General features: G+C 67.4%; 21 protein-coding genes and 1 pseudogene. 12 read left to right on the top strand and 10 right to left on the bottom strand.

What is annotated here, in order from left to right:
• Window positions 1-34: 34 nt before the first annotated feature.
• Genes Strain318_RS02700 through Strain318_RS02690 form a run of 3 tightly spaced genes read left to right on the top strand, consistent with a single transcriptional unit; the run spans window position 35 to window position 2,528 of the window.
• A complete protein-coding gene (locus Strain318_RS02700) occupies window positions 35-799 on the top strand; it encodes a glycosyltransferase family 2 protein (RefSeq protein WP_367886995.1) in 765 nt (254 codons plus the stop codon).
• Window positions 796-1,557, top strand: coding sequence for a DUF3108 domain-containing protein (locus Strain318_RS02695; protein WP_367886994.1), 762 nt, complete (start codon window positions 796-798; stop codon window positions 1,555-1,557). Before Strain318_RS02700 ends, Strain318_RS02695 begins: the two co-directional genes overlap by 4 nt.
• On the top strand, window positions 1,554-2,528 hold the full coding sequence (locus Strain318_RS02690) for a GSU2086 family protein (protein ID WP_367886993.1): 975 nt from the start codon (window positions 1,554-1,556) through the stop codon (window positions 2,526-2,528). Before Strain318_RS02695 ends, Strain318_RS02690 begins: the two co-directional genes overlap by 4 nt.
• A gap of 135 nt (window positions 2,529-2,663) precedes the next feature.
• Here Strain318_RS02690 and Strain318_RS02685 read toward each other — a convergent pair whose 3' ends face one another.
• Together Strain318_RS02685 and Strain318_RS02680 are read right to left on the bottom strand one after the other, a co-directional pair.
• The gene (locus Strain318_RS02685) at window positions 2,664-3,899 is read right to left on the bottom strand and encodes an IS256 family transposase (RefSeq protein ID WP_367886992.1); all 1,236 of its coding nucleotides are present in this window, start codon (window positions 3,897-3,899) and stop codon (window positions 2,664-2,666) included.
• A gap of 118 nt (window positions 3,900-4,017) precedes the next feature.
• Window positions 4,018-4,236 carry a hypothetical protein gene (locus Strain318_RS02680; RefSeq protein ID WP_367886991.1) on the bottom strand — a complete coding sequence of 73 codons (219 nt, stop codon included), beginning with the start codon at window positions 4,234-4,236 and terminating at the stop codon, window positions 4,018-4,020.
• A 221-nt stretch (window positions 4,237-4,457) separates the two neighbouring features.
• On the opposite strand from Strain318_RS02680, the gene lipA reads away from it, so the two are divergent.
• From lipA to lipB, 6 genes are all read left to right on the top strand, one after another.
• The gene (gene lipA, locus Strain318_RS02675; protein ID WP_367886990.1) at window positions 4,458-5,366 is read left to right on the top strand and encodes a lipoyl synthase; all 909 of its coding nucleotides are present in this window, start codon (window positions 4,458-4,460) and stop codon (window positions 5,364-5,366) included.
• Between the two features lie 146 nt (window positions 5,367-5,512).
• Window positions 5,513-6,523, top strand: coding sequence for a pyruvate dehydrogenase (acetyl-transferring) E1 component subunit alpha (gene pdhA / locus Strain318_RS02670; RefSeq protein WP_367886989.1), 1,011 nt, complete (start codon window positions 5,513-5,515; stop codon window positions 6,521-6,523).
• A 3-nt stretch (window positions 6,524-6,526) separates the two neighbouring features.
• Window positions 6,527-7,507: a pyruvate dehydrogenase complex E1 component subunit beta gene (locus Strain318_RS02665; protein WP_367886988.1), complete on the top strand. Its 981-nt coding sequence runs from the start codon at window positions 6,527-6,529 to the stop codon at window positions 7,505-7,507.
• Window positions 7,497-8,783 (top strand): pyruvate dehydrogenase complex dihydrolipoamide acetyltransferase, encoded by a 1,287-nt coding sequence (locus Strain318_RS02660; protein WP_367886987.1) that lies wholly within the window; start codon window positions 7,497-7,499, stop codon window positions 8,781-8,783. Before Strain318_RS02665 ends, Strain318_RS02660 begins: the two co-directional genes overlap by 11 nt.
• Window positions 8,784-8,858: 75 nt before the next feature.
• A complete protein-coding gene (gene lpdA, locus Strain318_RS02655; protein WP_367886986.1) occupies window positions 8,859-10,262 on the top strand; it encodes a dihydrolipoyl dehydrogenase in 1,404 nt (467 codons plus the stop codon).
• A gap of 17 nt (window positions 10,263-10,279) precedes the next feature.
• Window positions 10,280-11,005: a lipoyl(octanoyl) transferase LipB gene (gene lipB, locus Strain318_RS02650; RefSeq protein ID WP_367886985.1), complete on the top strand. Its 726-nt coding sequence runs from the start codon at window positions 10,280-10,282 to the stop codon at window positions 11,003-11,005.
• Window positions 11,006-11,094: 89 nt separating this feature from the next.
• Here the strand turns inward: lipB and Strain318_RS02645 are convergent, their stop codons facing one another.
• From Strain318_RS02645 to Strain318_RS02620, 6 genes and pseudogenes are all read right to left on the bottom strand, one after another.
• Window positions 11,095-12,219 carry a hypothetical protein gene (locus Strain318_RS02645; protein ID WP_367886984.1) on the bottom strand — a complete coding sequence of 375 codons (1,125 nt, stop codon included), beginning with the start codon at window positions 12,217-12,219 and terminating at the stop codon, window positions 11,095-11,097.
• Between the two features lie 353 nt (window positions 12,220-12,572).
• Window positions 12,573-15,848: an efflux RND transporter permease subunit gene (locus Strain318_RS02640; protein ID WP_367886983.1), complete on the bottom strand. Its 3,276-nt coding sequence runs from the start codon at window positions 15,846-15,848 to the stop codon at window positions 12,573-12,575.
• Window positions 15,849-15,859: 11 nt separating this feature from the next.
• A complete protein-coding gene (locus Strain318_RS02635) occupies window positions 15,860-17,095 on the bottom strand; it encodes an efflux RND transporter periplasmic adaptor subunit (RefSeq protein ID WP_367886982.1) in 1,236 nt (411 codons plus the stop codon).
• Window positions 17,092-18,453, bottom strand: a complete 1,362-nt coding sequence (locus tag Strain318_RS02630; protein WP_367886981.1) for a TolC family protein — start codon at window positions 18,451-18,453, stop codon at window positions 17,092-17,094. Before Strain318_RS02630 ends, Strain318_RS02635 begins: the two co-directional genes overlap by 4 nt.
• Window positions 18,454-18,626: 173 nt before the next feature.
• The gene (locus Strain318_RS02625) at window positions 18,627-19,340 is read right to left on the bottom strand and encodes an LOG family protein (protein ID WP_367886980.1); all 714 of its coding nucleotides are present in this window, start codon (window positions 19,338-19,340) and stop codon (window positions 18,627-18,629) included.
• Between the two features lies 1 nt (window position 19,341).
• Window positions 19,342-20,052: pseudogene (locus Strain318_RS02620) on the bottom strand (HAD-IC family P-type ATPase); the annotation flags it as partial.
• On the opposite strand from Strain318_RS02620, the gene Strain318_RS02615 reads away from it, so the two are divergent.
• The 3 genes from Strain318_RS02615 (at window position 20,011) to Strain318_RS02605 (ending at window position 23,550) form a co-directional block, all read left to right on the top strand.
• The gene (locus Strain318_RS02615; RefSeq protein WP_367886979.1) at window positions 20,011-20,442 is read left to right on the top strand and encodes a copper resistance protein CopC; all 432 of its coding nucleotides are present in this window, start codon (window positions 20,011-20,013) and stop codon (window positions 20,440-20,442) included. The pseudogene Strain318_RS02620 and the gene Strain318_RS02615 sit on opposite strands and share 42 nt — an antisense overlap.
• A 15-nt stretch (window positions 20,443-20,457) precedes the next feature.
• Complete coding sequence (locus tag Strain318_RS02610) at window positions 20,458-21,390, top strand: CopD family protein (protein WP_367886978.1); 933 nt, start codon at window positions 20,458-20,460, stop codon at window positions 21,388-21,390.
• 78 nt (window positions 21,391-21,468) lie between these two features.
• Window positions 21,469-23,550 (top strand): ATP-dependent helicase, encoded by a 2,082-nt coding sequence (locus Strain318_RS02605; protein WP_367886977.1) that lies wholly within the window; start codon window positions 21,469-21,471, stop codon window positions 23,548-23,550.
• Here the strand turns inward: Strain318_RS02605 and Strain318_RS02600 are convergent.
• Both Strain318_RS02600 and Strain318_RS02595 read right to left on the bottom strand, forming a co-directional pair.
• Complete coding sequence (locus Strain318_RS02600) at window positions 23,524-24,702, bottom strand: NHL repeat-containing protein (protein WP_367886976.1); 1,179 nt, start codon at window positions 24,700-24,702, stop codon at window positions 23,524-23,526. The two genes, Strain318_RS02605 and Strain318_RS02600, sit on opposite strands and share 27 nt — an antisense overlap.
• A complete protein-coding gene (locus Strain318_RS02595; protein ID WP_367886975.1) occupies window positions 24,692-26,032 on the bottom strand; it encodes a hemolysin family protein in 1,341 nt (446 codons plus the stop codon). Before Strain318_RS02595 ends, Strain318_RS02600 begins: the two co-directional genes overlap by 11 nt.

The raw sequence follows: 26,032 nt of genomic DNA, 5'->3' as shown, positions 1-26,032 counted from the left end.
AGTACGCGATAGGCCCTGGCCATAGGTTTCAGCCGTGCTCTACATCTGCATCCCCACCCACGACGAAGCGCCGACGGTCGGCGTCCTGCTCTGGCGCATCCGCAAGGTGTTCCAGGAGTACACGCGCGAGTACGAAGTGCTCGTCTATGACGACGCGAGCACCGACGGCACGCGCGAGGTCCTCGAGCCCTACGAGAAGGCGCTGCCGCTGACCGTGCTCGGGAGTGCGACGCGCGTCGGCTACGCCAAGGCCGTGGACGCGTTGCTGCGCGAAGCCGCCCGCCGCACCCGCTACCCGCGCCGCGACGCCGCCATCCTCATGCAGGCGGACTTCACCGACCGGCCGGAGGAGATCCCGGAGCTGGTGAAGCGCTTCGAGGGTGGCGCGGATGTCGTCGTCGGCGATCGCGAGATCCCCGCCGACGCGCCGGAGGAGATCCGCAAGATGCAGAAGTACGTGGGCTGGATCCCCAAGGTCTGGCCGCTCAAGCGTGCGGTCACGATTCCCGGCGTGAAGGATCCGTTCGGCTCCATGCGCCTGCTGCGCATCGCGACCGTCCGGGACCTCCTGCGCACGCTCGACACCACGCCGCTCTCGGCGGTCCCGTCGACCTGGCAGACGAACCTCGACTTGCTCGTCGCCGCCGCGCCGCATGCGCGCCGCATGGAGTCCGTGCCGGTCACGCTGCGCTACGACTTGCGTCCGCGCGACACGCGGCGCCAGGCCTGGCCGGAGGCCTGGGGCATGGCCAAGGCTGCGTGGGCCGCGCGCAAGCAACCGCCCCCGCCGTCGCGATGATCCGCCTGCTGGCCGCCGCCATCGTGGGGGCCACCGCCCTCGGCGACGCGTCGGCCCAGTCGAGGCCCGCCGCGGTGCCCTTCGAGCTCGGCGAGTCGCTCACCTACGACGTGCGCTTCGGCGCCGTGAAGGTCGGCACCGGCCGCATGCGCGTCGTCGGCCAGGAGGACGTCCGCGGCCGCACCGCCTGGCGCGTCCGCTTCAGCGTCAGCGGCGGCACGTTCTTCTACAAGGTCGACGACGTCAACGAGAGCTGGATGGACGTCGAGACGCTCAACTCACTGCGCTTCGTGCAGGACCTCAACCAAGGGTCGCGCGATCGCGAGCGCCGCTACGAGATCTTTCCCGAGCGGGCCGTCTACCAGGAACTCGTGCGCGGCACCGAGGAGCGCCCGTCGGTGCGCGACCCGCTCGACGACGGCTCCTTCCTCTATTTCATCCGCACGGTACCGCTGGTCGTCGGGCAGTCGTACTCGTTCGACCGTTATTTCCGCCCCGACCGCAACCCGGTGATCATCCGCGTGCTGCGCCGCGAGCGCGTGCGCGTGCCGGCCGGCGAGTTCAACGCCATCGTCGTCCAGCCGATTATCAAGACCAGCGGCATCTTCTCCGAAGGTGGCCAGGCCGAGATCTGGCTCAGCGACGACGAGAAGCGCATCATGCTGCAGATGCGCTCCCGCCTCTCGTTCGGCTCGCTGAACCTCTACCTGCGCAGCTATCGCCTCACGGCGAACGGCGCCGTGGTGGGCGAGCAGTGAGCGCCGACCGTCGGCCGCCCCGCGAGATCGACCTCGCGCGAGTCCGCACCATTCCCGTCGCGACGCGCCCCAACAAGGTCGAATCCGAGTCCTTCGCCAAGCCCCCGGGCGACGCCCGGGCGTTCAGTGATTTTCTCGAGGCGCTCCCCCACGTCCTCAAGGCCGATGACTTCCGCCGCGTCGTACGCGCCGTCGTCGCGGCCCATCGCAAGAAGCGTGCGGTGATCGTCATGCTGGGCGGCCACGTCGTGAAGACCGGTATCGCCCCGCTGCTCATCGACCTCATGAAGCGCGGCGTCATCACGCACCTCGCCATGAACGGCAGCGCCGCGATCCACGACTACGAGATCGCCCGCTTCGGCGCCACCAGCGAGGACGTCGCCGCCGGCCTCAAGGACGGCAGCTTCGGCATGGCCGACGAGACCGGCCGCGGCCTCAACACCGCCTTCACCACGGGTCGCACCCATGGTTGGGGCATGGGCGAAGCAGTGGCCCGCGCCCTTGCCGCCGAACCCAAGCTCGCGCACCCCGAGCAGTCGGTCATCCTCGCCGCGCATCAGCTTTGGATTCCCGTCACGGTGCACGCGGCCTTGGGCGCCGAGATCATCCATCAGCACCCCGCCGCCGACGGTGCCGCCATCGGGGACACCAGCCATCGCGATTTCCGGCGCCTCGCCGCCAGCTGCGAAGACCTGCACGAGGGAGGCGTCGTCCTCAACCTCGGCAGCGCCGTCATCATGCCCGAGGTGTTTCTGAAGGCACTCACCGTCGCGCGCAACGTGAACGCTGGCCGCCCCACGCACTTCACCACGGCCGACTTCGACATGCAGCGCCACTACCGGCCGCGCGAGAACGTCGTGAAGCGCCCTATCCTCGCCGGCGGCGAAGGCTTCGAGATCACCGGACACCACGAGATCATGATTCCGCTGCTCGCGTGGGCGGTAGTCGAGGGGATCGCGACCGCAGGCTGACGGTGAGGGCTCACAACTGCAGTTGGAAGTTGGGAGTTGAGAGTGGGGAGAAACGACAAAGGGCTCCGCAGCGCATCGCGCTCCGGAGCCCTTTTCGGGCCTATACGGATTTCTGTGTGTGAGGCCTCGTGGTGATCATGCGTGATCGCTGAAGCGCGTCCCAAACAGCATCCCGAGATACGGCATGGCGGCCTTCCACGCGTGATTCCCGCGCTTCCACTTCGCTTGGATGTTGCGCAGCGCGAGATAGAGCAACTTGGCCGCGGCTTCGTCGGTCGGGAAGTGGCCGCGGGTCTTCACGATCTTCCGGAGCTGCATATGCAGGCTCTCGATCGCGTTCGTCGTGTAGAGCAGCCGCCGGATCTCGGGCGGGTACGCGAAGACGGGTACGACGTGCGGCCAGTGCCGGCGCCACAGCGCGGTGATGGCCGGGTACTTGGTGCCCCAGGGGCCCGCCGCGAAGGCGTCGAGCGCCTGCACCGCCGCGGCTTCGGTCGGCGCGCGGTAGATGGCGCGCAGCGTCCCGCTGACCGCCTTGCGGTCCTTCCAGTTCGCGTACGCCAGGCTCTGCCGCACGAGATGCACCACGCAGTGATGCACCTGCGCCTGCGGGAAGACCGTCGTGATCGCGTCCGGGAAGCCGACGAGCCCGTCGACGAGCGCCACCAGGATGTCGTCGACGCCGCGCGCCTTCAGCTCGCTCATCACGCGCAGCCAGAAGCCCGCGCCTTCCGTCTGCTCGATCCAGAGGCCCAGCACCTCCTTGTGCCCCTCGCGGTCCACGCCGAGCGCGAGATACACGGCCTTGTTCCGCACGGTGCCCTCGTCGCGGATCTTCACGCGCAGCGCATCGAAGATGACCACCGGATACATCCGCTCGAGCGGGCGCTGCTGCCAGGCCTGCACCTCGGCCACCACCTCGTCGGTGATCACGCTGATGACGCTCGGCGCGATCTCCACTTGGTAGAGCTGCTCCAGATGCGCCTGGATCTCGCGCACGCTGACGCCCCGCGCGTAGAGCGAGAGCACAGTCGCATCGAACTGCGGCAGGCGCCGCACGCCCGTGGGCACCAGCTGCGGCCGGAAGCTGCCCTCGCGGTCGCGTGGGATCTCGAGCGGCACGGCGCCGGTCTCGGTCAAGACCGTCTTCGGCGTCGCGCCGTTGCGGTGATTCGTCTGCCCCGCGGGCTTCTCCTCGCCGGGCCCATAGCCCAGGTGCGCCGTCAGCTCGCCGGCCAGCATCCGCTCCGCGAGCCGCTTCTGCAGCGCGCGCATCACGGCGGTGAAATCCGCCGGCGAACGCGCGTCCCCGATCAGCGCGTCCAGCGCCGCCGGGTCAAACGTGGGGAACTCCTCTTTCGGCTTGGCCATCGCCCCTCCTTCAGGGTGAGTATGGCCTCACACACAGAATTCCGGATAGGCCCCCCTTTTCTGTCACCCTCTCAACTCACAACTCCCAACTCATCGCTGCAGTTCGGCGCTGATCCGTTCAGTTGCTGCCAAACTTCTCGCGCATCTCCCGCGCCGTATCCGGCGCGAACACGAGCATGAGCACGTAGATGAGCCCGCCGATGATGAGCACCGGAATCGCCATCCCGAGCAGCGCGAAGAAGATGCCGAACAGCCCGCCGAGGATGCCGAAGACAAGCTTCAGCACAAAGAGGCCGACGAAGGCAAGCAGACCGATGACGAAGATGGTACGGAGCATGGCGATTCCCGAAGTTGGGGTCGAATGAGCTTACGCCCCCACGACCAAAGCGGTTTCAGAGCAACTTAAACCTCTCCCCCATCCCCCCCACCTCCCCCCATTCCCCTCTCCCACCCCCCGCCCCTACCCCCATCTCCCCTCTCCCGCTATAACCTTCAAAAGAACTATTAGACAGTTACCCAGCATAGCAATCCACCAACCCCAGCCATAACATTCGAGTCATGGCCGAGCACCTCTATCAGATCATGGGCCGCCACCGCGCCGAGCCCCTCCCCGCTCGCAAGCCGTCTTGGCTCAAGGTCAAAGCCCCCGGCGGGGCCAACTACCTGCGCCTCAAGCAGCTCATGCGCGACCTCGACCTCCATACGGTCTGCGAGGAAGCCCACTGCCCCAACGTCGGCGAGTGCTGGGAGCACGGCACCGCCACGTTCATGATCCTCGGCGACGTCTGCACCCGGAACTGCGCCTACTGCGCCGTTGCCCACGGCCGCCCGCCTAAGTTCGACCCCGCCGAACCCAGCCGTGTCGCCGAGGCCGCCAAGGCCATGAGCCTGCAGCACCTCGTCATCACCTCGGTGGACCGCGACGACCTGCCCGACTTCGGTGCCTGGGCCTTCGCCGAGACCATACGCCAGGTGCATGAGGCCGTGCCCGGCTGCTCGGTGGAAGTGCTCGTCCCCGACTTCCAGGGCAACGAGGATTCCATCCGCCTGGTCCTCGAGGCGCGCCCCGAGATCTACAACCACAACACCGAGACCGTGCCGCGCCTGTACAAGAAGGCGCGCCCCGGCGGCCGCTACGAGCGCGTGCTCGAGATCTTCCGCATGAGCAAGCGCATCGCGCCGGACATCCCGACCAAGACCGGCATCATCCTCGGGATGGGCGAGACCAACGAGGAAGTGCTCCAGACCATGCGCGAGCTGCGCACGGTGGACGTCGACATCCTCACCCTCGGCCAGTACCTCAAGCCCTCCGACGACCACATCGCCCTCGACCGCTACGTCACGCCCGAGGAGTTCACGATGTTCCGCGAGGAAGGCAAGAAGATGGGCTTCAAGCACGTCGAGTCCGGCCCTCTCGTCCGCTCGAGCTACCACGCCTGGGAGCAGGTCCAGGCCGCGGGCGTCTAAGAAGCAACAGAGCGCACAGGTGACGTCACCCGTGCGGCAGCAAGAGCAGGTCAAGAAGCAGAGGCAAGCGCAGAGCTCCGTGTGATGGCGGCTGTCGTTGCCGTTCTCTCACTTCTCACATCTCATATCTCACATCTGCCGTTCTGATGCCCCCCAAGAAGAAATCAGAGCAGTCCCTCGGCGCCGACGGCGCCACCCTCAAGGAACTGCTGCACAGCATGCTCCTCCAGCGCCGCTTCGAGGAGAAGGTCGGCGAGGCCTACGCGCTCGGAAAGATCGGCGGCTTCTGCCACCTCTACATCGGCCAGGAAGCCGTCTCGACCGGCATCATCTCGATGCTCCGCCCCGACGACTACGTCATCACCACCTACCGCGACCACGGCCAGGCGCTGGCCCGCGGCATGACGCCGCGCTCGGTGATGGCCGAGCTCTTCGGCCGCATCGACGGCTGCTCGCGCGGCAAGGGCGGCAGCATGCACCTCTTCGACCGCAACGTGAACTTCCTCGGCGGCCACGGCATCGTCGGCGGCCATGTGCCGATCGCCGCCGGCGTCGGCTTCGCCATCAAGTACCGCGGCGGCGACCAGGTCATCGTCTGCTTCATGGGCGAGTCCGTGGTGAACACCGGGGCCTTCCACGAGGCGCTGAACATGGCCGCGCTGTGGAAGCTGCCCTGCATCTTCGTCATCGAGAACAACAAGTACGGCATGGGCACCGCCGTCGAGCGCGCTGCCGCCATCAAGGATCTCTCCCGCCGTGCCGACGCCTACGACGGCATGTACGCCGAGCACGTGGATGGCCAGGACGTCATGGCCGTCCGCGACGCGACGGCCCGCGCCCTCACGTATGCACGCAAGGAACAGAAGCCCGTCCTCCTCGAGGTGCGCACCTATCGCTACATGGGCCACTCGATGTCCGACGCCGTGAGCGGCACGTATCGCACCAAGGCTGAACTCGACGAGTACCTCAAGCGCGACCCGATCAACCTGCTCAAGGCCAAGATGCTCGACGAAGGCATCATCAGCGACGACGACTTCGCCGCGATGGAGCAGGAGATCAAGGCCGTCTGCCAGGACTCGTGGGATTTCGCCGACGCCTCGCCGGAGCCGCCGCTCGAGTCGCTCTACGAAGACGTCCTCGTCACCACGGAGAGCTGAGCGATGGCCGTCATCACGTATCGCGAGGCCCTCAACCAGGCCCTGCGCGAAGAGATGTCCCGCGACGACCGCGTCTTCCTCATGGGTGAGGAAGTCGCGCAGTACAACGGCGCCTACAAGGTCTCCAAGGGTCTCCTCGATGAGTTCGGCGAGATGCGCGTCGTCGACACGCCGATCACCGAGCTCGGCTTCGCCGGCGTCGGCGTCGGCGCCGCGATGGTCGGCCTGCGGCCGATCATCGAGTTCATGACCTGGAACTTCGCGATCCTCGCGCTCGACCAGGTCGTCAACTCCGCCGCCAAGATGCTCTACATGTCCGGCGGCCAGTATCCGATGCCGATGGTGTTCCGCGGCCCCAACGGCGCCGCGCTGCAGCTCTCGGCCCAGCACTCGCAGGCCTTCGAGAGCTGGCTCGCGCACATCCCCGGCATCAAGGTCGTGACGCCGGGCACGCCGTACGACGCGAAGGGCCTGCTCAAGGCCGCCATCCGCGACGACAATCCGGTCATCGTGCTCGAGGGCGAGATGCTGTACAACACCAAGGGCGAAGTGCCGGAGCACGAGTACATCGTGCCGATCGGCAAGGCCGACCTCAAGCGAGAAGGGTCGGACTGCTCCATCATCACGAACGGCAAGATGGTGCTGGTCGCGATGAAGGCCGCCGACGAGCTCGCCAAGGAAGGCATCAAGGTCGACGTCGTCGACCTCCGCACGGTGCGTCCGATGGACGTCGAGGCGATTGCCACGTCGGTACGCAAGACCAACCGCGCCGTCGTCCTAGAGGAAGGCTGGGAGCTGGCAGGCATCGGCGCCCAGGTCGTGGACTACGTCCAGCGCGAATGCTTCGATGACCTCGACGCGCCCGTCGTGCGCGTCCACCAGGAAGACGTGCCCATGCCATACGCCAAGGGGCTGGAGAAGTCCGCCAAGCCCGACCTCGCCAAGACCATCGCCGCCGTCAAGAAGGTGATGTATGTCGACTAAGGTCTTCATGGAGGCCCTCTCCCCCACGATGGAAGAGGGGCGCTTGGTGAAGTGGGTCAAGGCCGAGGGCGCCGCCGTCAAGCAAGGTGACGTGCTCGCCGAAGTCGAGACCGACAAGGCGGTGATGGAGCTCGTCGCCCGCGGCGACGGCATCCTCCGCAAGCAGCTCATCCCCGAAGGCACCACGGCGCCGGTGAGCTCGCTGGTCGGCATCATCGCCGGCGCAGACGAAGACATCTCGGCGCTGCTCGCCGGGGGCGCGGCCGCTCCTGCGGCAGCGGCTCCCGCGGCTGCACCTGCGGCTCCATCCGCTCCCGCGGCATCGACGCCTGCGGCGGCTCCGGCCGCCGCGCCGGTCGCGGCTGCACCGACGGCCACCGGTCGCGTGACGGCCTCTCCGCTGGCGCGCCGCATCGCCGGCGACGCGGGCCTCGACATCCGCAACATCCAAGGCTCCGGCCCCGGCGGTCGCATCATCAAGCGCGACATCGAAGCCGCACTGCAGGGCGCGGCTCCGCGTGCCGCCGCCGCGCCGGCTCCCGCCGCGGCCGCAGCGCCTGCGTTCCGTGCGGCGCCGGCTTTCAACGGCGAGGCCTTCCGCGACGAGCCGCTCACGCAGATCCGGAAGACGATCGCCAGGCGCCTCGGCGAGTCCATCGGTCCGATCCCGACGTTTTACCTGACCGCCGAGTTCGACCTCTCGCGCGCCGCCGAGCTCCGCAGCGCCGCCGCCGAGCTGGGCGATGCGTTCAAGGTCAGCTTCAACGACATCATCCTGAAGGCCGTCGCCACCGCGCTCACGCAGCATCCGGAAGTGAACGCGCACTGGCTCGGCGACAAGATCCGCTACTTCAACACCGTGCACCTCGGCATGGCCGTCGCGACGGATGACGGCTTGATCGTCCCGGTGATCTTCGACGCGCAGACCAAGGGCATGGCGCAGATCAGCGCCGAGGCCAAGGTGCTCGCCAAGAAGGCCCGCGAGCGCAAGCTCAAGCCCGAGGAGTTCACGGGCTCGACGTTCTCCGTGAGCAACCTCGGCATGATGCAGATCGACCAGTTCACCGCGATCATCAATCCGCCCGAGGCCGCGATCCTCGCCATCGGCGCCATCGAGGACAAGGTCCAAGTCGGCGCGGACGGCGGCTTCGAGGTCAAGAAGAAGCTCCGCGTCACGATGAGCTGCGACCACCGTATCATTGATGGAGCGGTAGGCGCCAAGTTCCTCCAGACGCTGCGCCGCCTGATCGAAAACCCGTTGCTGTTGCTGTTCTAGTCGAGCAGAAAGAAGAGGTAAGTGTCGTTCCACTTACGTCTTACATCTTACATCTCACATCTGCGGTTAGAGACTATGGCTCAGTTCGATATCCTCGTCCTCGGCGGCGGCCCCGCCGGCTACGTCGCCGCCCTCCGCGGTGCCCAGCTCGGCCTCAACGTCGGCGTCGTCGAGCGCGAAGGCCTCGGCGGCACCTGCGTGCTCTGGGGCTGCATTCCCGCCAAGGCGCTGCTCGAAGCCGCGTCCATCGCGCAGAAGGTCGCGAAGGGCAAGGAATTCGGCGTCACCGCCGAGAAGGTCACGCTGGACTACGGCGTCGCGATGAAGCGTTCGCGCCAGGTCTCGGCCCAGAACTCCAAGGGCGTCGAGTTCCTCTTCAAGAAGAACAAGATCACCTGGCTCAAGGGCACGGGTGTGCTCGGTCCGAACAAGTCGGTGAAGGTCACCGGCGCCGACGGCAAGACGGAGACGCACACCGCGACGAAGGGCGTCGTCATCGCCACCGGCTCGCGCGTGAAGGGACTGCCGCAGATCGGCCTCGAGCTCGACAAGCAGCTGATCCTCTCGTCGGACGAGGCGCTCACGCTCGAGAAGGCGCCCGCCACGATCGCCGTGATTGGCGCCGGTGCCGTCGGCTGCGAGTTCGCCGACGTGTTCAACGCCTTCGGCTCCAAGGTGACGCTGCTCGAGGTCATGCCGCGCATCCTGCCGGTCGAGGACGAAGACTGCTCCGTCGAGCTGAACAAGGCGTTCAAGAAGCGCGGCATCGAAGTCATCACCGGCGCCAAGCTCGGCACCGCGAAGAAGGGCAAGAAGGACGTCACCATCCCCGTCGAGGCCAACGGCGAGAAGAAGGAGATGACCTTCGACCTCGTGCTCGTCGCCGCGGGCCGCGCGCCGAACATCGAGAACATCGGCCTCAAGGAAGCCGGCGTGCAGACCACCGAACGCGGCTTCATCAAGATCAACGACAAGTTCGAGACGACTGCCAAGGGCGTGTACGCGATCGGCGACGTCGCCGGCCCGCCGATGCTCGCCCACAAGGGCTCGCGCGAGGGCCATGTCGTGGCCGACATCATCGCCGGCCACAAGCATCACCCGGTGAACTACGGCAACATCCCCAACGCCACCTACTGCCACCCGGAAGTCGCCAGCATCGGCATGACCGAGGCGCAGGTGAAGGAGAAGGGCCTCAAGTACAAGGTCGGCAAGTTCCCCTTCTCGGCCAACGGCCGCGCGCGCACCAGCGGCGAGACCGAGGGCTTCGTGAAGGTCATCCGCGACGAGAAGCACGGCGAGATCCTCGGCGCGCATATCATCGGCGCGCACGCGACCGAGATGATCCACGAGTTCGCCGTGGCCCGCGAGAACGAGTTCACCGTGGAGGAGATCGACCTCGCCATCCACGCGCATCCGACGCTCAGCGAGGCGATCGCCGAGGCGGTGCTCGACTCGATGGGGAAGATGCTGCACGCGTAAGCGCGTAGTCTCGCACCGTGAAGGAGTTTCTCGTTTACGACCTCGGCCTCCGCAGCTATGCGGAGGCCTTGTCGTTCCAGCGGGAGGTGGCGGCCAAGCGGATCTCGAAGGAGATCCCGCAGGACGTGCTGCTGCTCGTGGAGCATCCGCCGGTGATCACGCTGGGACGATCCACCAAGCAGGAGAACCTGCTGTTCACGCCGGAGCTCCTGGCGGCGCGTGGCGTGGAGCTGTTTGAGGTGGAGCGTGGCGGCGACGTCACCTTCCACGGGCCGGGTCAGCTCGTCGGCTATCCGATCGTGAACCTCACCGAGCACAAGCAGGACCTGCACTGGTACCTGCGGCAGGTCGAGGAGGTGCTGATCCGTGCGGTCGCGAAGTTCGGCATCGTCGCCGAGCGCGTGGAGAAGAAGACCGGCATCTGGACGCAGCCGCTGCGTGATGCCTCGGGTGCGGAGATTCGCGCGGCCCGCAAACTCGCCAGCATCGGGGTGCACGCACGGCAGTGGGTGACTTGGCACGGCTTCGCCCTCAACGTCACCACGGATCTGAGCTACTTCGACCTCATGGTGCCCTGCGGCCTGCCTGGCGTGGACATGACATCTGTGGAACGCGAACTGCTCGAGCGCAGCGAGGCGGGGCTTTGCCTCGCACCCTCACCCACGCTGGGCGAGGATGTGCGCGAGGCGACGGTCCAGGCGTTCGCGGACGTCTTCGGGATGAAGGCTTCGCTTCACCACTGAAGTTGCCAACCGGCTGCACACGGCCGCGTGCGCGAGGCTCGGGCGATACGTCTCGAAGCGGCTCCGCCCGAGCCTCGCGCGCCTGTCCCCTAGAAAGCCGTCACCGCTTCGAGCACGAAACCCTTGAACCGGCCGCCGTTGCGAATGTCGGTGCTGCTGAAGCCGTCGTAAGTCTGGTTCACATACTCGGCCTTGAGCAGCAGGCTCGGCGTGATCCACCAGCCGCCGCCGAAGTTGCTGCGGGTCACCTCGATGTCGCTATTGGCGCCCCCGAGGTTTCCGGTCACGGTGTTCCAGCGGCCACCCACAAAGAGCCGTTCACCCGGCAAGAACCGATACACGAGCTCGGCCATCAGCTGCGTCACATCGCGCTCTGGCGGCGCGACTCCAGCCGGTGCACCACCCGTCCCTTCCTGCCCACGCCCGGACGCGTTCTCATAGACGCCGAAGAACTCGAGCCCGCGGAACTTGACGAACGGGTTGATCATGTACGCCGTGACCGCATCGCTGAAGCCCGGGTTGATCATCCCAGACGACGCGTTCGCCGTTTCGGTCGCCACGTAGTTCTCCAGGACGTAGTAGTAGCGAGACCCCGCGCGATCACCGGTGTAGAATGTGTTGTTGATGGCTCCCTTCTGTGTGCGATACGATCCGGAGAGGCGGACGCGCAGATCCTCGCTCATCTGGCGATCGAATCCCGCCTTGAACATCAGCGCTGGTTCACGACTGTTCGGACGCTGGATGTTGCCGCGGATCTCGCCGTTGGTCAGGGCGATGACGCCGAAGAGATCTCCCTTCTGGACGATTGCCTCAGTGCCGACTTCTGTGGTGAACGCATCGAGAATCAGGTTCCCGACGAACGGATTGTACAGGGCCTGCCCGTTGTCCGTTCGCCGAAAATGAAAGTCGCCGTAGTTGATCTCGAAGTGACCGATCTTCAGCGTCGTGTACTTCATGATGTCGTTGAAGAGCGGCAGGTCGATCGGGGACTCGTCGATCTGCAAGAATCCGTCCTTCACCCACGTCTCGTTGTGACGCCGCGCGGAGAGGTAGCTGGTCAGCTGGACGCGCACCCCGGGCGCAAGCTGCGCGTGGAGATACATATTGGCCGTGGCATTGTTGAAACCATTGCCGACTTCCATCAACCGATTGCGGTTCGCGATCGCAGCGCTGCCGGCGTTGCCCGGCGACGGCGCCACGGCAGGCACTGCCACCGAATCGGCGGTGTTCGAGTGCGAGAGCGCCTGGAACTGCTGCGTGAACGCTGCACCCCACTGCAGCGCGAAGCCCCGATACTCCGCCCCGGCCTCCTTCGAGGTTTCGAACAGGTTCAGGCCGCGCTTGTCCTGCGGCCTCAGGTACTAAATCACGTTCTGCGGTTGAAACCGCGTCTGCGCAGTGTCAACGGTCTGGGCCGCCGAAAGCGATGGCAGCGTCAGCATCACCGCTGCGATCGCGCTGCAGATCATCCTGGTGTTCGAGTTCATCGTCCTTCCTCCGCATTGTGTGTATGCTTGATTGCCGTCAGTCATGTCGCTGGTTCTCGCTACGTCGTGTGGCGGTGGATTCATGTCACCTCCTGTGACGCGAGCTCTCCGGCGCCGCGGAGCACCTCCCGCTCCTTCCACAGCGAATAGACCGCAGGAATCACGAGCAGCGTCAGCACCGTGCTCGAGACCATCCCGCCGATCATCGGCGCCGCGATTCGCCGCATCACCGTGCCGCCCGCTCCCGTGCCCCAGAGCAAGGGCAAGAGCCCGCCCATGATTGCGGTCACCGTCATCATCTTGGGGCGCACACGCTCGACCGCGCCCTCAATCACGGCGTCGTAGAGATCGGCGAGAGTCGCACGCTGCCCCGCCGCCGTCCGTGCCTGCCACGCGTGGTCGAGGTAAATCAGCATCACCACGCCCGTCTCGGCGGCGACGCCTGCGAGCGCAATGAAGCCGATCGCCACGGCCACCGACCAGTTGTAGCCGAGCAGCCAGAGGAACCAGAGTCCGCCGACCAACGCAAACGGCAGCGAGAGCATCACAATCAACGACTCGCTGACGTTGCCGAAGTTCAGGTACAGCAACAGGAAGATCAGCGCGAGCGTTGCCGGAATGACGAGCTTCATCCGCTCCTTCGCGCGCTGCATATACTCGTACTGTCCGCTCCATACGACGGAGTAGCCTGTGGGGAGAGTGACCTGTTCGGACACTGCACGCTGCGCCTCCGCGACATAGCTACCGATGTCGCGGTCCACGACGTCCACGTACACCCACGCCGTGGGCATCGCGCCTTCGGTGCGGACCACCATTGGACCCGCGACGGGCGTAATGCGCGCCAGCTGGCCCAGCGGCACCTGCGCAGGCTTCTTGCCGCCTCCGCCGTTCTCTGCTCCCATCCCGCCCATTCCTCCACTCGCAGCGGCGCTGGATCCGCCAGCTCCGTGCGCCACCGGCACGAGCACCGACGCCAAGCGCTCTGGCGAGTCCCGCAGTTCCTGCGGATACCGCACCCGCACGCCGAACCGGCGCCTTCCCTCGACCGTCTGCGTGATTGTCATGCCGCCAATCGCGGTCGCGATGACCGCTTGCACGTCGCCGACATTGAGTCCGTGCCGCGCAGCCGCCTGCCGATCAATGTCTATGTCGAGGTAATAGCCGCTCACGGCGCGCTCAGCGAACGCACTGCGGGTGCCGGGCACCATCCGCACCGCCTGCTCAATCTCGCGACCGAGCCGCTCCAGTTCCGCGAGATCAGGACCAAACACCTTAATGCCCACTGGTGTGCGGATGCCGGTAGCGAGCATATCGTTGCGGCCTTGGATCGGCATCGTCCACGCATTCGTCACGCCTGGGACGCGCAGCGCAGAATCCAGCTGAGCAACGAGCCGGTCGTAGGTCATCCCCGCGCGCCATTCCTCTTGAGGGCGCAGCGTAATGGTTGTCTCGATCATATCGAGCCCGGCGGGATCAGTGGCCGTGTTCGCCCGACCCGCCTTCCCCCACACGTGTGCCACTTCGGGAAACGTCCGAATGATATCGGCTTGCATGCCGAGCAGCTCACGCGCACGCGCCACGCTCACGCCGGGCAAGGTCGTCGGCATGTAGAGCACCGTACCCTCTTCCAATCTCGGCATGAACTCACTGCCAATCCGCGACCACGGTATCCACGTCAGAATCACTGCCGCTACCGAAGCGATCACCACCGGCCAGCGATGCCGCAGCACGAACGTGATGAGCGGGTGATACGCACGCATCAGCCATCGATTGACGGGATTGGCCGATTCCCGGTAGATGCGTCCACGTACAAACAGGCCCATCGCCACGGGTACCAGCGTCACAGACAGTAAACTGGACGCCGCCATTGCGAACGTCTTAGTGTATGCGAGCGGCGAGAACAGCCGGCCTTCTTGCCCCTCCAGCGCAAAGACGGGCAGGAACGAGACGGTAATGATGAGCAACGAGAAGAAGAGCGCGGGCCCCACTTCCTGCGCCGACTCGACCACCGCCTGCCAACGCTCGGCGTGCGTGAGCGTGCCCGTGTCGAGCCAGCGCGATTCCACCGCGCCCGGTTGCTCGCGCGCAACGATGGCACGCTCCAGATGCTTGTGCAGATTCTCGATCATCACGATCGCGGCGTCAATCATCGCGCCAATGGCAATCGCGATGCCGCCGAGCGACATAATGTCGGCACCAACGCCGACGTAGCGCATCGCGATGAACGCGATGAGAATGCCCACTGGCAGCGTGATGATTGCCACGAGCGCCGAGCGCGCGTGCAGTAAGAAGACGATGCAGACCAGCGCGACCACGAGACTCTCTTCCAGCAGCTTGAATCGCAAGTTCGCAATGGCGCGCTCGATGAGATCACTGCGGTCGTACACGGGCCGCAGGACGACGCCGGGCGGCAACGCCGGCGCCACCTGCGCAATGCGCTCCTTGACGCGTGCAATCGTTGCGAGTGCGTTCTCGCCAAAGCGCATCACGACGATGGCGCCGACCGCGTCTCCACGACCGTCGAGCTCGGCGACGCCGCGACGCACGGCCGGCCCGACCGACACGCGGCCCACCTCGGCCACGCGGATCGGCGTCCCGCGATCCGTCGCCCCGACGACGATGTTCTCGATATCACGCAGCGACTTGAGGTACCCCAAGCCCCGCACCATATACTCGCGCTCGGATAGCTCGACGACCATCGCGCCGATGTCGGCGTTCGATGTCTGGATGGCCTGCATCACCCGAGTGACGGGAATGCCATACGCGAGAAGCTTCGCGGGGTCGAGATCCACTTGGTACTGCTTTTCGTAGCCCCCGACGGTAGCGACCTCCGAGACGCCGGGCACGGCGGTGAGCTCATAGCGGAGATACCAATCCTGCAGTGCTCGCAACTCAGATAGGTCGAGGCGGCCGGTGGTGTCCTCGAGCGCGTACTGATACACCCAGCCGAGTCCGGTGGCGTCTGGACCTAGCGTCGGCGACACGGACGCCGGGAGACGACCCTTGAGACCATTCAGGTACTCGAGCACACGACTACGGGCCCAGTAGAGGTCGGTGTCGTCGTCAAAGATGATGTACACGAACGAGACGCCGAAGAACGAGTACCCGCGCACCACCTCCGCCCCCGGCACCTTCAGCATCTCGGCCGCAATCGGGTAGGTGATCTGGTCCTCGACAATCTGCGGCGCCTGCTCGCTGTATTCGGTCTGGATGATGACCTGTACGTCGCTCAAGTCGGGCAGGGCCTCGAGCGGCGTGCGCTGCAGCGCGATGACACCGCCCCCGATGGCAGCCACCGTCGCAAGCGTCACGAGGAAGATGTTCCGGACCGACCACTCGATGATTCGTTTGAGCATCGCGCGGCGCCTCAGTGATCGTGAGCGGGCGGAGGCGGCGGCACCGACTTGCTCGGTGTCGGCGCTTCCATTCCCGGCATGCCCGCCATCGCGCCGAGCGCCGCGCCCAGATTCGACTCCGCGTCCACAAGGAACGTCGCGGACGACACGACGGTCTCGCCCACTGCAAGGCCCGACCGAATCTCCACGCGATCGTCGGAGGCAATGCCGAGCACCACCGGCCGCGGCTGAAGCATTCCGTCGTCCATCCGCACGAATACGATGTCACGGCGTCCAGTGGAGAGCACGGCGGAACGGGGCACGTGCACCACAGCCCCGGAACCCGTCGCCCGCACGCGGATGGTCGCGTACATCCCAGGGCGTAGCTGGCCGTCGGCGTTATCGAGTTCCACGCGCACGCGCAGCGTTCGCGTCTCCGGATCCACCGTGGGTTGCAGGAAGACGATCGGTCCGGAGCGCGGGCGGCCCGCGAACGCGTCGAGTTCCACCGTCACGCGCTGCCCGAGGCGTACGAGTGCGACATCCTGCTCAAACACTTCTGCCTCCACCCACACCCGACGCAGGTCTGCAATGCGCAGCAGTGGATCGCCCGCCATCACGCGCTGGCCTTCGTTCACGAGTTTCTCGATGACCACGCCGTCGTAGGGCGCCCGAATCTCCAACGTGCGGCGGCTCTCGCCCGACTCCTCCGCGCGTGCGATTTCCTCGGCGGGTACGTCCCAATTGCGCAGTCTTTCCCGCGCGCCGATCAGCATCCGCTCGGCGCCGCGTCGCGTGGCACTGTCGGCGCCCTGCACATCGCGCAGCAACTGGTGCGCCAACACCAGTTCCTCCTCCGCGCTGGCCAGCATCGGCGCGTAGGTGACGAGCAGCGGTTCGCCGGCACGCACCGCGCGGCCGGTGAAGTCCACGAAGAGCCGCTCGACCCAGCCGTCGAACTTGAGGCTCACGGTGCGCACCAGCGTCTCGTCGTACGTCACTTGCCCGACGCTGCGAATCTCCTGCTCGATCACCCCACGCTCGGCCTGCGCGTACGACACGCCGATCCGTGCGGCCTGTGCGGAATCGAGCATCACCGGGCCCGAGGTACCGCCCGCGGCCCCCGCGCCGTGCGCGTGCCCCGCCGCTGCGGCGGGGTCAGACGTGTTCCGCGTTGCCCACCACGCCACGCCAGCCGCCACCGCCAGCACCACGGCGCCCAAGGCGACGCCACGCCAGCGCACACGCGCCACAGTCTCGAATGTCATCGATTCTCCGGTCCATCGGCGCCGCGTCGCGCGTCAAAGAGTTCACGCCCCATCAGCATCTCGAGCTCCGCCAACGCGATGCCTTCCATCGCTTCCAGCCCCGCCAACTCCTGTGCATAGCGATTCACCGTCGCTTGGTTGTCGAGCAGCGTCATCAGGTTCACGCCGCCGACGCGGTACGACGCCAGCGCCGCATCCACGGCAGCGCGGGCCTGCGGCAACACCGTCGAGCGATAGAGCGCCTGCAGGTTCCGCGCGCGTTGCCATTCCGCGTAGGCCGCGCCCACGCGTGCGCGGGTCTCGGCGCGCATCGCCGTGAGATCGGCCACCGCCATCGCGCGCATCGCCTCCGCCTCCGCACGCATCGGCAGCTGTCGGCGTCGGGCGAATACTGGCACCGACGCCCCGACCATCAGGCTGCCCATGCGCTCGGTGCCCATCGCGCCACCGCGTTGGCCGTACTGAAACCCCAGTTCCACATCGGGTATGAGTTCACGGTTCGCGAGCGTGCGTGCCGCGTCGGCCGCCGCCACCTCCGCATCGCCCGCGCGCAGCATCGGACGACCCTGCAGGGCCATCGCCTCGAGCTCGGGCTGCGACGGCAGTTGCGCCGGAAACGCCGGCAGGACCGCGGGCGGTGTCGAGTCTCCGAACGCGCGGTCGAGTAACCCGCCCAGTCGCGCAAGCGCGACCTGACGCATCGCCTGCATCACCACGATCTCCTCACTCATCCGCGCGACTTCGACCCGCGCCTTCAGTACGTCGGCCTGCGGCGCCTCACCGACCCGATACATCGCCTCCGCGACGCCGGCGACATTCTCCATCAGCCGCCGCGTCTCGAAGGCGATGCCGACAGCGCGCTCGACGCGGTAGAGCTCGTAGAACGCTGCCGCGACTCCGGCGCGGACTTCCCACGCGACCTCAGCGGCCTGGAACGCCACGCCGGTGGCGCGCACGCGCGCCACCTCTGCGGCCAGCCCAAGTTTCCCGGCGGTGGGCAGCATCTGCATCACCTGCAGCTGCGACATCCCCAACGGATCCATCGGCGCGAATCCCGGGAGTTCCCGGTTCATCAACCCGAGCTGGACGCGAGGGTCTGGCGGACGCGTCACGGTGAGCGCCTGCGCGGCACGGGCCCGCGCCTGTGCCTCCGCCGCCTGGATGCGCGGACTCGTCAGGCGCGCGGTGTCGTACAGCGACCCGAGTTGCAGCGCGTTGTCGGCCGACGGGAGCCCACCGCGCTGACCGATTGGCGATGTGGCTTGCTGCGCCGCCGCAGACGGCGCCCCGAACGCCACCACGCATATCCCCAGCATCGCCAAGCGGAGTCCTCGTGCCTCCCAACGCGAGTGATGCACCAGCCCTCCGAGACCACGGGTGAACGACGCACCCGGAGACGGCTCACCAGTCCGGGCACCTGCAATCTCGTGGCCGCGGCCCGAGGACACCGTCGCCGATGCCCTGAGTTTACGTAAGGTAAAGTCTGACGCTCGGACCGTGGCGTACGGCCGAGGAGGGGAAGGCCGGCCCCTCACTGCGCTATCCCCAGCGTGCGACACAACGTCGCGTGACAGCGCGTGACCTCGGTCACGACCGTGCCCGGATCATCAGTGATGGTGATGCCATCCACATCCTCGGGCGCCAGGGAGCCAGCGGGAATGGCCACCCGCCGAAGCCAGTCGACAAGGCCCTGCCAGTACTCGGTCCCCACGAGAATCACCGGGAAGGACTCAAGGCGCCTCGTGTGGCGGAGGTTCAGCGCCTCGAACAGTTCATCCAGTGTCCCGAATCCGCCCGGCAGCAGGACGAACGCGCAACTGTACCGTACAAGCGCGAGCTTACGCAGGAAGAAGTAGTGGAACGGAACGCGGAGTGAGAGGAACGCGTTGGCGGGTTCGTCGTGCGGGAGCTCGATCGTGAGTCCGACGGACGCCGCACCCGCGTCCTGCGCTCCTTGGTTCGCGGCGGCCATCAGACCGGGCCCACCGCCGGTGATCACGGTGAACCCAGCGTCGGCCAGGGCCCAGGACACCCGATGCGCCAGCGCGCCCCAGCGAGTCACCGGGGCCGCACGGGCGGATCCAAAGATCGTCACGCCCTTCCGAACCCGGGCCATTGCCGCAAACGTGGCAGCCGCCTCCTCCGCGATGCGTCGCACCCTGGCCTGATCCTCAGCACTGGTCGCGGCCACGAGCGCCGCGAGCCGCAGGTCGGCGAGCACGTCGGTTGCTGATGGCTTGGTCACCTCAGATCTCCACACGCCGGAGGAGTTGTGCATTGATTGCCACGACAATCGTGCTCGCGGACATCAGGACCGCACCGACCGCAGGCGTCAAGACGACTCCCCACGCCGAGAGCACGCCGGCCGCCAGCGGAATCGCGACGATGTTGTAACCGGCGGCCCACCAGAGATTCTGGATCATCTTGCGATACGTGGCTCGCGAGAGCGACACGATGCGCGGGATGTCCCGTGGGTCCGAACGCACCAGCACGATATGCCCCGCCTCGACCGCCACATCGGTGCCGGCGCCGATCGCGATGCCGATGTCGGCCGTGGCGAGGGCCGGGGCGTCGTTGACGCCGTCACCCACCATCGCAACCTTCTTACCCTGTTCCTGGAGCGTGCGCACCCGCAACGCCTTGTCCTCCGGGAGCACGCGGGCGAAGACCGTATCGATTCCGAGGTCTGCGGCCACGGCCTTCGCGACGGGCTCCGCGTCCCCGGTGAGCATCGCGACTTCGAGCCCGGCCGCGTGCAGCGCGTCAACGGCCGCGCGGCTCTCCTCGCGAATCGCGTCGGCCACGACGAATACGGCGATCGCCACACTGCCCGACAGCAGATAGATCGCGGCTTGCCCACGCGCCGAAGCGCGTTCCGCGACGCCCCGAAGCCCTTCAGGCACCTCGGCACGTACGTGGTCGAGGAGCGCCGGTCCACCGATTCGGTAGGCCACGCCGCCCTCGGGCTTTCGCTCGCGACCCCGCTGCAGGCCGCGCGCGCCCATCCGCGTCTGGTCCGTGCCACCCCGTCGGCTGACAGCCGCGTCGCCGCGCCCCGAACCCTGTCGCTCACGTTCAACGAGTCACTTGACCTCGCGCTGACCCGCGTCACCTTGCTGCGCGGCGATCGCCCGATTCCGCTCGACTCGCTGCGCTTGGCCACCGGCGACGCCAACACCGTCGTCGCCGGCGTCAGCACCACGCTCGCACCCGGCCGTTACACGGTGCGTTGGCAGGTCACCGGAGCCGATGGTCACCCGGTACGCGGAACCTTCGAATTCGAGGTCCAAGCCAGCGGCGCGCCAGAGGCCCACGCGGCGCACGCGCCCCACCCGTCACCACACTAGGCGCGGACTCCCACGATGGACAGCATCTTCGGGGTCGAGTCACCCGCCTATGTCGGTGTCCGTGCGGCGCTGTCCATCGTCACCGTCGGGCTGCTCGGGGCGCTCTCGCTCCGTCTCATCGTGATGCGGCGCTACGTCGGCCCCGATGCGGCGGCTCTCCGCCGCGCCGTGGACGCGAAGCTCCCGACGCTTGTTGACGCCTTCGGCATCGCCGCTGTCGCCGCGACGTTTGCGAGGCTCGCCGCACAGCACGCCGCGGTCTTCGGCAGCGAGGTCGCTCCCTCTGCCACGACACTCTCCGCCTTGCTGTTCCGCGCAGGCTGGGGCCGCGCGTGGTGGATCGCCCTCGCGAGCGCAGTCGCCATCACCTGGATCGCCCCACGGCTGCGCGAGAGCGCCGCCGCGTGGGCCGCGGCCTCAGCGGCAATCATCACATTCGCGCTCACCCAGCCGCTCGCAGGCCATCCTGCAGCCGCCGTGCGCCCGTTCGTCGCAGTCTTGACCCAACTCGTGCACATCATCGGGGCCGGCGCGTGGATCGGTGGACTCGCGATGCTCACAGCCGTCGCCATCCCTGCGGCCCGCACCGTCGCGGATCCGACCGACGGCGACGCCCGCATCGCCGGCCTCGTCCGCGCTTTCAGTCCCACAGCGCTCGTGGCCGCGGCGCTCCTCGGACTCACCGGTGTCATCGCCGCCTGGAGCAATCTCGGCGGTGTCGCCGAGCTGTGGCGGAGCGACTACGGCCGCATACTGCTGCTCAAGCTCGCACTCCTCTCCGCCGTTGCCGCCACCGGCGCGTACAACTGGCGACGCGTGCTGCCATCGCTTGGCAGCCCGTCATCGAGCGCAGCGCTGCGGCGCTCCTCGCTGGTCGAACTCGCCACCGCGACTGCTGTGCTCATCGTCACCGCCGTGTTGGTGGCGACGCCGATGCCGGGCGAGTAGGCGCGGTCGCGGAAGGCGCGCCTCGCCGTGAGCCCAAGGCGGCACACGAGTGCCGCTTCGGGATATATTCAGGGTCCGATGTCCGACGACCTCCGCGCCTATCCGCCCCGCGAACGCACCGCCGAGCCGCGACGCTCGGTGGACTTCGCGGCCGAGCTGAACGCCGCGCAGTTCAAGGCCGCCACGCACCCCGACGGACCGCTGCTGATCGTCGCCGGCGCGGGCACGGGCAAGACGCGCACGCTGGTGTACCGCGTCGCGCATCTCATCGACCGCGGCGTGCCACCGTCGCGCATCCTGCTGCTCACCTTCACGCGGCGCTCGGCACAGGAGATGCTCGCGCGCGCCGAGAAGCTCGTCGGCCACGCGAGCCGCAGCGTGCACGGCGGCACCTTCCACGGCACGGCGCATCGCCTGCTGCGGCGCTTCGGCCCCGAAGGCGGACTCCCCGGCGACTTCACGATCCTCGACCAGTCCGACGCCGAGGATCTCATGGGCCTCTCGCGCACGGCACTGGGCTTGGGCGACAAGACCAAGCGCTTCCCGAAGAAGGAAACGCTGCACCACGTGTACTCGCGGCATGTCAACACCGACATCCCCGTCGGTGCCATCCTGCGCGACGAGTACCCGCGCTTCGTCCAGCTCGAAGAGGAGTTCGCGAAGGTCTTCGCCGACTACACGCAGCGCAAGCAGCAGCGCGACCTCGTGGATTACGATGACTTGCTGCTCTACTGGGCGCTGCTGCTGGAGAACGCCCCCGCCGTCGCCGACAAGATCGCCGGACTCTACGACCACATCCTGGTCGATGAGTACCAGGACACCAACGTGCTGCAGGCGCGCATCCTCAAGGGCATGTGCCGCGTGCACCGCAACCTCACGGTCGTCGGCGACGATGCGCAGAGCATCTATGCCTTCCGCGGCGCCACGATCCGCAACATCCTCGACTTCCCGCGCGAGTACCACGGCGCGAGCACCGTCACCCTCGAGGAGAACTACCGCAGCACGCAGCCCATCCTCGACGCGACGAACCTGCTGATCAGCCGCGCGGAAGAGCGCTTCAGCAAGGAGCTGTATTCGCGGCGCACGGGTGGCGAGAAGCCTTGGCTGGTCACCGCGCAGGACGAGCAGCAGCAGACGCGCTTCGTCGTCGACCGCATCCTCGAGCTGCACGAGCAAGGCATCCCGCTCCGCGAAATGGCCGTGCTCTTCCGCGCGGGGTACATGAGCGCCGACCTCGAGATCGAGCTCACGGCGCGCAACATTCCCTTCGACAAGTGGGGCGGGCTCAAGTTCCTCGAAGCCGCGCACGTGAAGGACGTGCTGGCCTTCCTCCGCGTGCTCGAGAACCCGCGCGACGAGGTCAGCTGGTACCGCCTGCTGCTGCTCATGCCTGGCATCGGCGAGGTCACGGCGCGCAATGCGGTGCAGTCCATGGCGGATCTCGCGTGGAGCCACGAGTCCTTCGGCCGCTTCACGCCGCCACCGCGCGCGCGCGAGGCACATGCGGCACTCGTACGGCTACTCGCCGATCTGCGCGCCGGCACGGGCGACGAGGACGGCCGCGTCACCCGCGAGATCGTCCGCGTGCGCGCGCTCTACGACGACATCTTGCGCGAGCGCTACGACCGCGTCGAGCCGCGGCTCTCCGACCTCGACCAGCTGCAGACGATCGCCGGCGGCTATCCCGACCGCGCCACGTTCCTGAGCGCGCTCGCCCTCGAGCCGCCGAGCGCGACCAGCGACCTGGGCTTCGGCAGCGACACCGAGGACGACACCCTCGTGCTCTCCACCGCGCACAGCGCCAAAGGCCGCGAGTGGGACGCCGTGTTCGTCATCTGGGCCGTGGACGGCTGGTTCCCGATGGCCCGCGCACTCGGCAGCGAAGACGAGATCGAAGAGGAGCGCCGCCTCATGTACGTCGCGATGACGCGGGCGCGCAATCATCTCGCGGTGAGCTATCCGCTCAATGTGTACGACACGCGGCGCGGGGCGGACTATTCACTCGACCAGGTAAGCCGCTTCCTCGACCGCGGCGTGCGCAAGGCGTTCCAGCGCGTGACGCTGCAGGCAGTCGTGGAGCCCGCGGCGGTGCCCGATGCATCCGCGCCGCCGGAAGTGGACCTGAGGGCCCTGCTACGGGGACGCTTCGGCTCGTCCTGACAGTACCGTGTAGCGCTCGAGACTCGGCACCCCGTCTTCGTCGAGCCGGATGCCCCACACCGTGGCTCCGCGTGCGGCGCGAAGCCGCAGCGCGCGGTCGACGACGACCTCGAGATCGAACGTCCCAGCGGTGGAGATGCGCTGGTAGGTGACGCGTGGTCCGTCCTCCTCGCGGCGCAACCAGATGCGTCCGTCCGCATCCTCGAAGGCATCGCTGACTGGGGTAAAGCTCTCGGGCAGGTGCAGGATCGCGCGCACGTCCGCCTCTGTCGCGCCGCTCCGCGCCAGCCCCCGCGTGATGCGCCGCACCACGCTGTCGCGCACGCCGCGCGAAATCGGGCGCGGACGGTACCCGATGCGCAGGGTCCACAGCGTGTCGCCGTTCGCGCCCACTGCCGTGACCGGGAAGCGCCGTGACGCGGCGAACTGCGTACGGCGGTCCACGATCACGATGCGATCGCTCGCGCCAGCTCCGAGCACAATCGGTGCGTCGGCGAACGGCTGCAACCCAAACTCGATGGTCGGCCCGTCGAGCCAGCGAAAGCGCGCGTGCTCCGACGCCACCTCGGCCAACGCGCGGACGCGCTCGGCGCCAGTTGGCGAGAGCAGCTCGATGCGGCGCGGCGCCGATTCATCGGCCGCCGACTGCGGCGCCGCGCTCCGCTCTCCCCACGCGAGCCCCGAGCGCAGATACCCGCCGATGACGAACCCTGTCACAGAACGCGCGTCATCCGCGAGGTCCCAGCGTACGGTCCCCAAGGTCGTTCCGTCGCTGGCCAGCCACGTGGTGCGGCGCAGCGAGACGTCAAGCACCCAGATCGAGTCGCCGATGAGTCCGATGCCGCGAATCGCGCGGAACTCCCCGGGGCCCGCCCCGCCGCGGCCGACGGTCCCGCGCGGCGTACCGTCGGCCGCGAACTGCCGCAAGCGGCTCTCCCGAGGCTCCGCGACCAGGACGGATCCGTCCCGCAGCGGCACCAAGTCGCGAATGAAGGAGAACGACACGAGGTCGTCGTTGCCGTCGACGCGCGCCTCGGGGCGAAGCGTCGCGTTCATCACCGCTTGCGCCGGCACCGCGGTCGCCGCGGCGAGGAGGTACATGCCAACCGTCGCGGCACGTGCCAGCGTGCCACACTGCGATTCAACCTTCATGGCCATTCGCCTCTTCCTCGCCCTCGGTTCTGGAACGCCCGCTCACCAGCACCTTGTCCACGCGCCGGCCGTCCATGTCCACCACTTCGAGACGGAACCCACCCCATTCGATGGCATCACCGGCGCGCGGCACGTTGCCGGCCCGAGCGAGGACGAAGCCCGCCAAGGTCCGATACATCCCGCGCTCACTCTCTGGCGCCGCAGGCAACCCAAGCTGCACCGCAACATCGCCGAAGTCGGCGGCGCCGTCGACCAACCAACTCCCGTCCGGTCGCTGCGTCCAAGGCGCGGCCGGCTCGGCACCACCGGGCTCCCGAACGTCGCCCACGATCTCGCTCAGCAGATGCTCCAGCGTGAGCAAGCCTTCAACGCCCCCGTACTCATCGAGCACTACGACGGCGCGGTGGCCGGCGGCACGCTGCTGCTCGAGTACGCGCAGCACGGCCAGCGACCCCGGCACGAACTCCGGCGGCTCCGCGAGCGCCACGAGGTCGATCGGCTCGCCCGTCAGCGCCGCCGAAAGCACGCGCTGTGGACGCAACACACCGACCACCTCGTCCAGCGATCCACGGCAGAGCAGCACGGTGTCCGCCTCCGGGCGACTCAGCCGCTCTCGAAGGCCCGCGATGCCCTCTTCCACGTCGATCCAATCGACGTCTGGACGCGGTACCATCACGTCGCGCGCCAGCCGGTCTCCCAGCCGGAACACGCCCTCGAGCATCTCGTGCTCGACGATCTGCACCGCTCCCGACTGACGCCCCTCGGAGATGACCGCACGGACCTCGTCTTCCGTGACGCGCGTGCCCTGCGCCTCCTTGATGCCGAGGAGGCGCAGGATGGTCGCCGTCGTGAACGTCAGCACCGCGACGGCCGGCGAGGCAACACGCGCCAGCGAGAGCATCGGACCAGCTACCGTGGCCGCGATGCGCTCCGGCGCTTGCATCGCGATACGCTTCGGCACCAGCTCGCCGAAGACCAACGACAGGAAGGAGATCGCGCCGACCACCGTAGCGACGGCGATTGCCTCGCTGAAGCGCGCCAATGCAGGAATCTGCTCCAGCCGCACGTCGAGCTGGGCCGCGATCGTCGCGCCGCCGAAGGCGCCAGCCAACACGCCGATCAGCGTGATGCCGATCTGCACGGTCGAGAGGAAGCGCGTGGGATCGTCGATGAGCCGCAGCGCCCGACGGGCACCCTTCGAACCGAGCTTCGCGGCGGTCTCCAGCCGGGCACGTCGGGAGGTCACCACCGCGATCTCCGACATCGCAAACACGCCGTTCAGCAGCAGGAGGCCGAAGATGACCAGCGACTCCGTGAGGATATGCTCCAT

Origin of the sequence: Pseudogemmatithrix spongiicola, from assembly GCF_030623445.1 — a bacterium.
In the GTDB taxonomy this organism is placed as follows: Bacteria; Gemmatimonadota; Gemmatimonadetes; order Gemmatimonadales; family Gemmatimonadaceae; genus Pseudogemmatithrix; species Pseudogemmatithrix spongiicola.
This window is presented reverse-complemented; position numbering and strand designations above follow the sequence as displayed.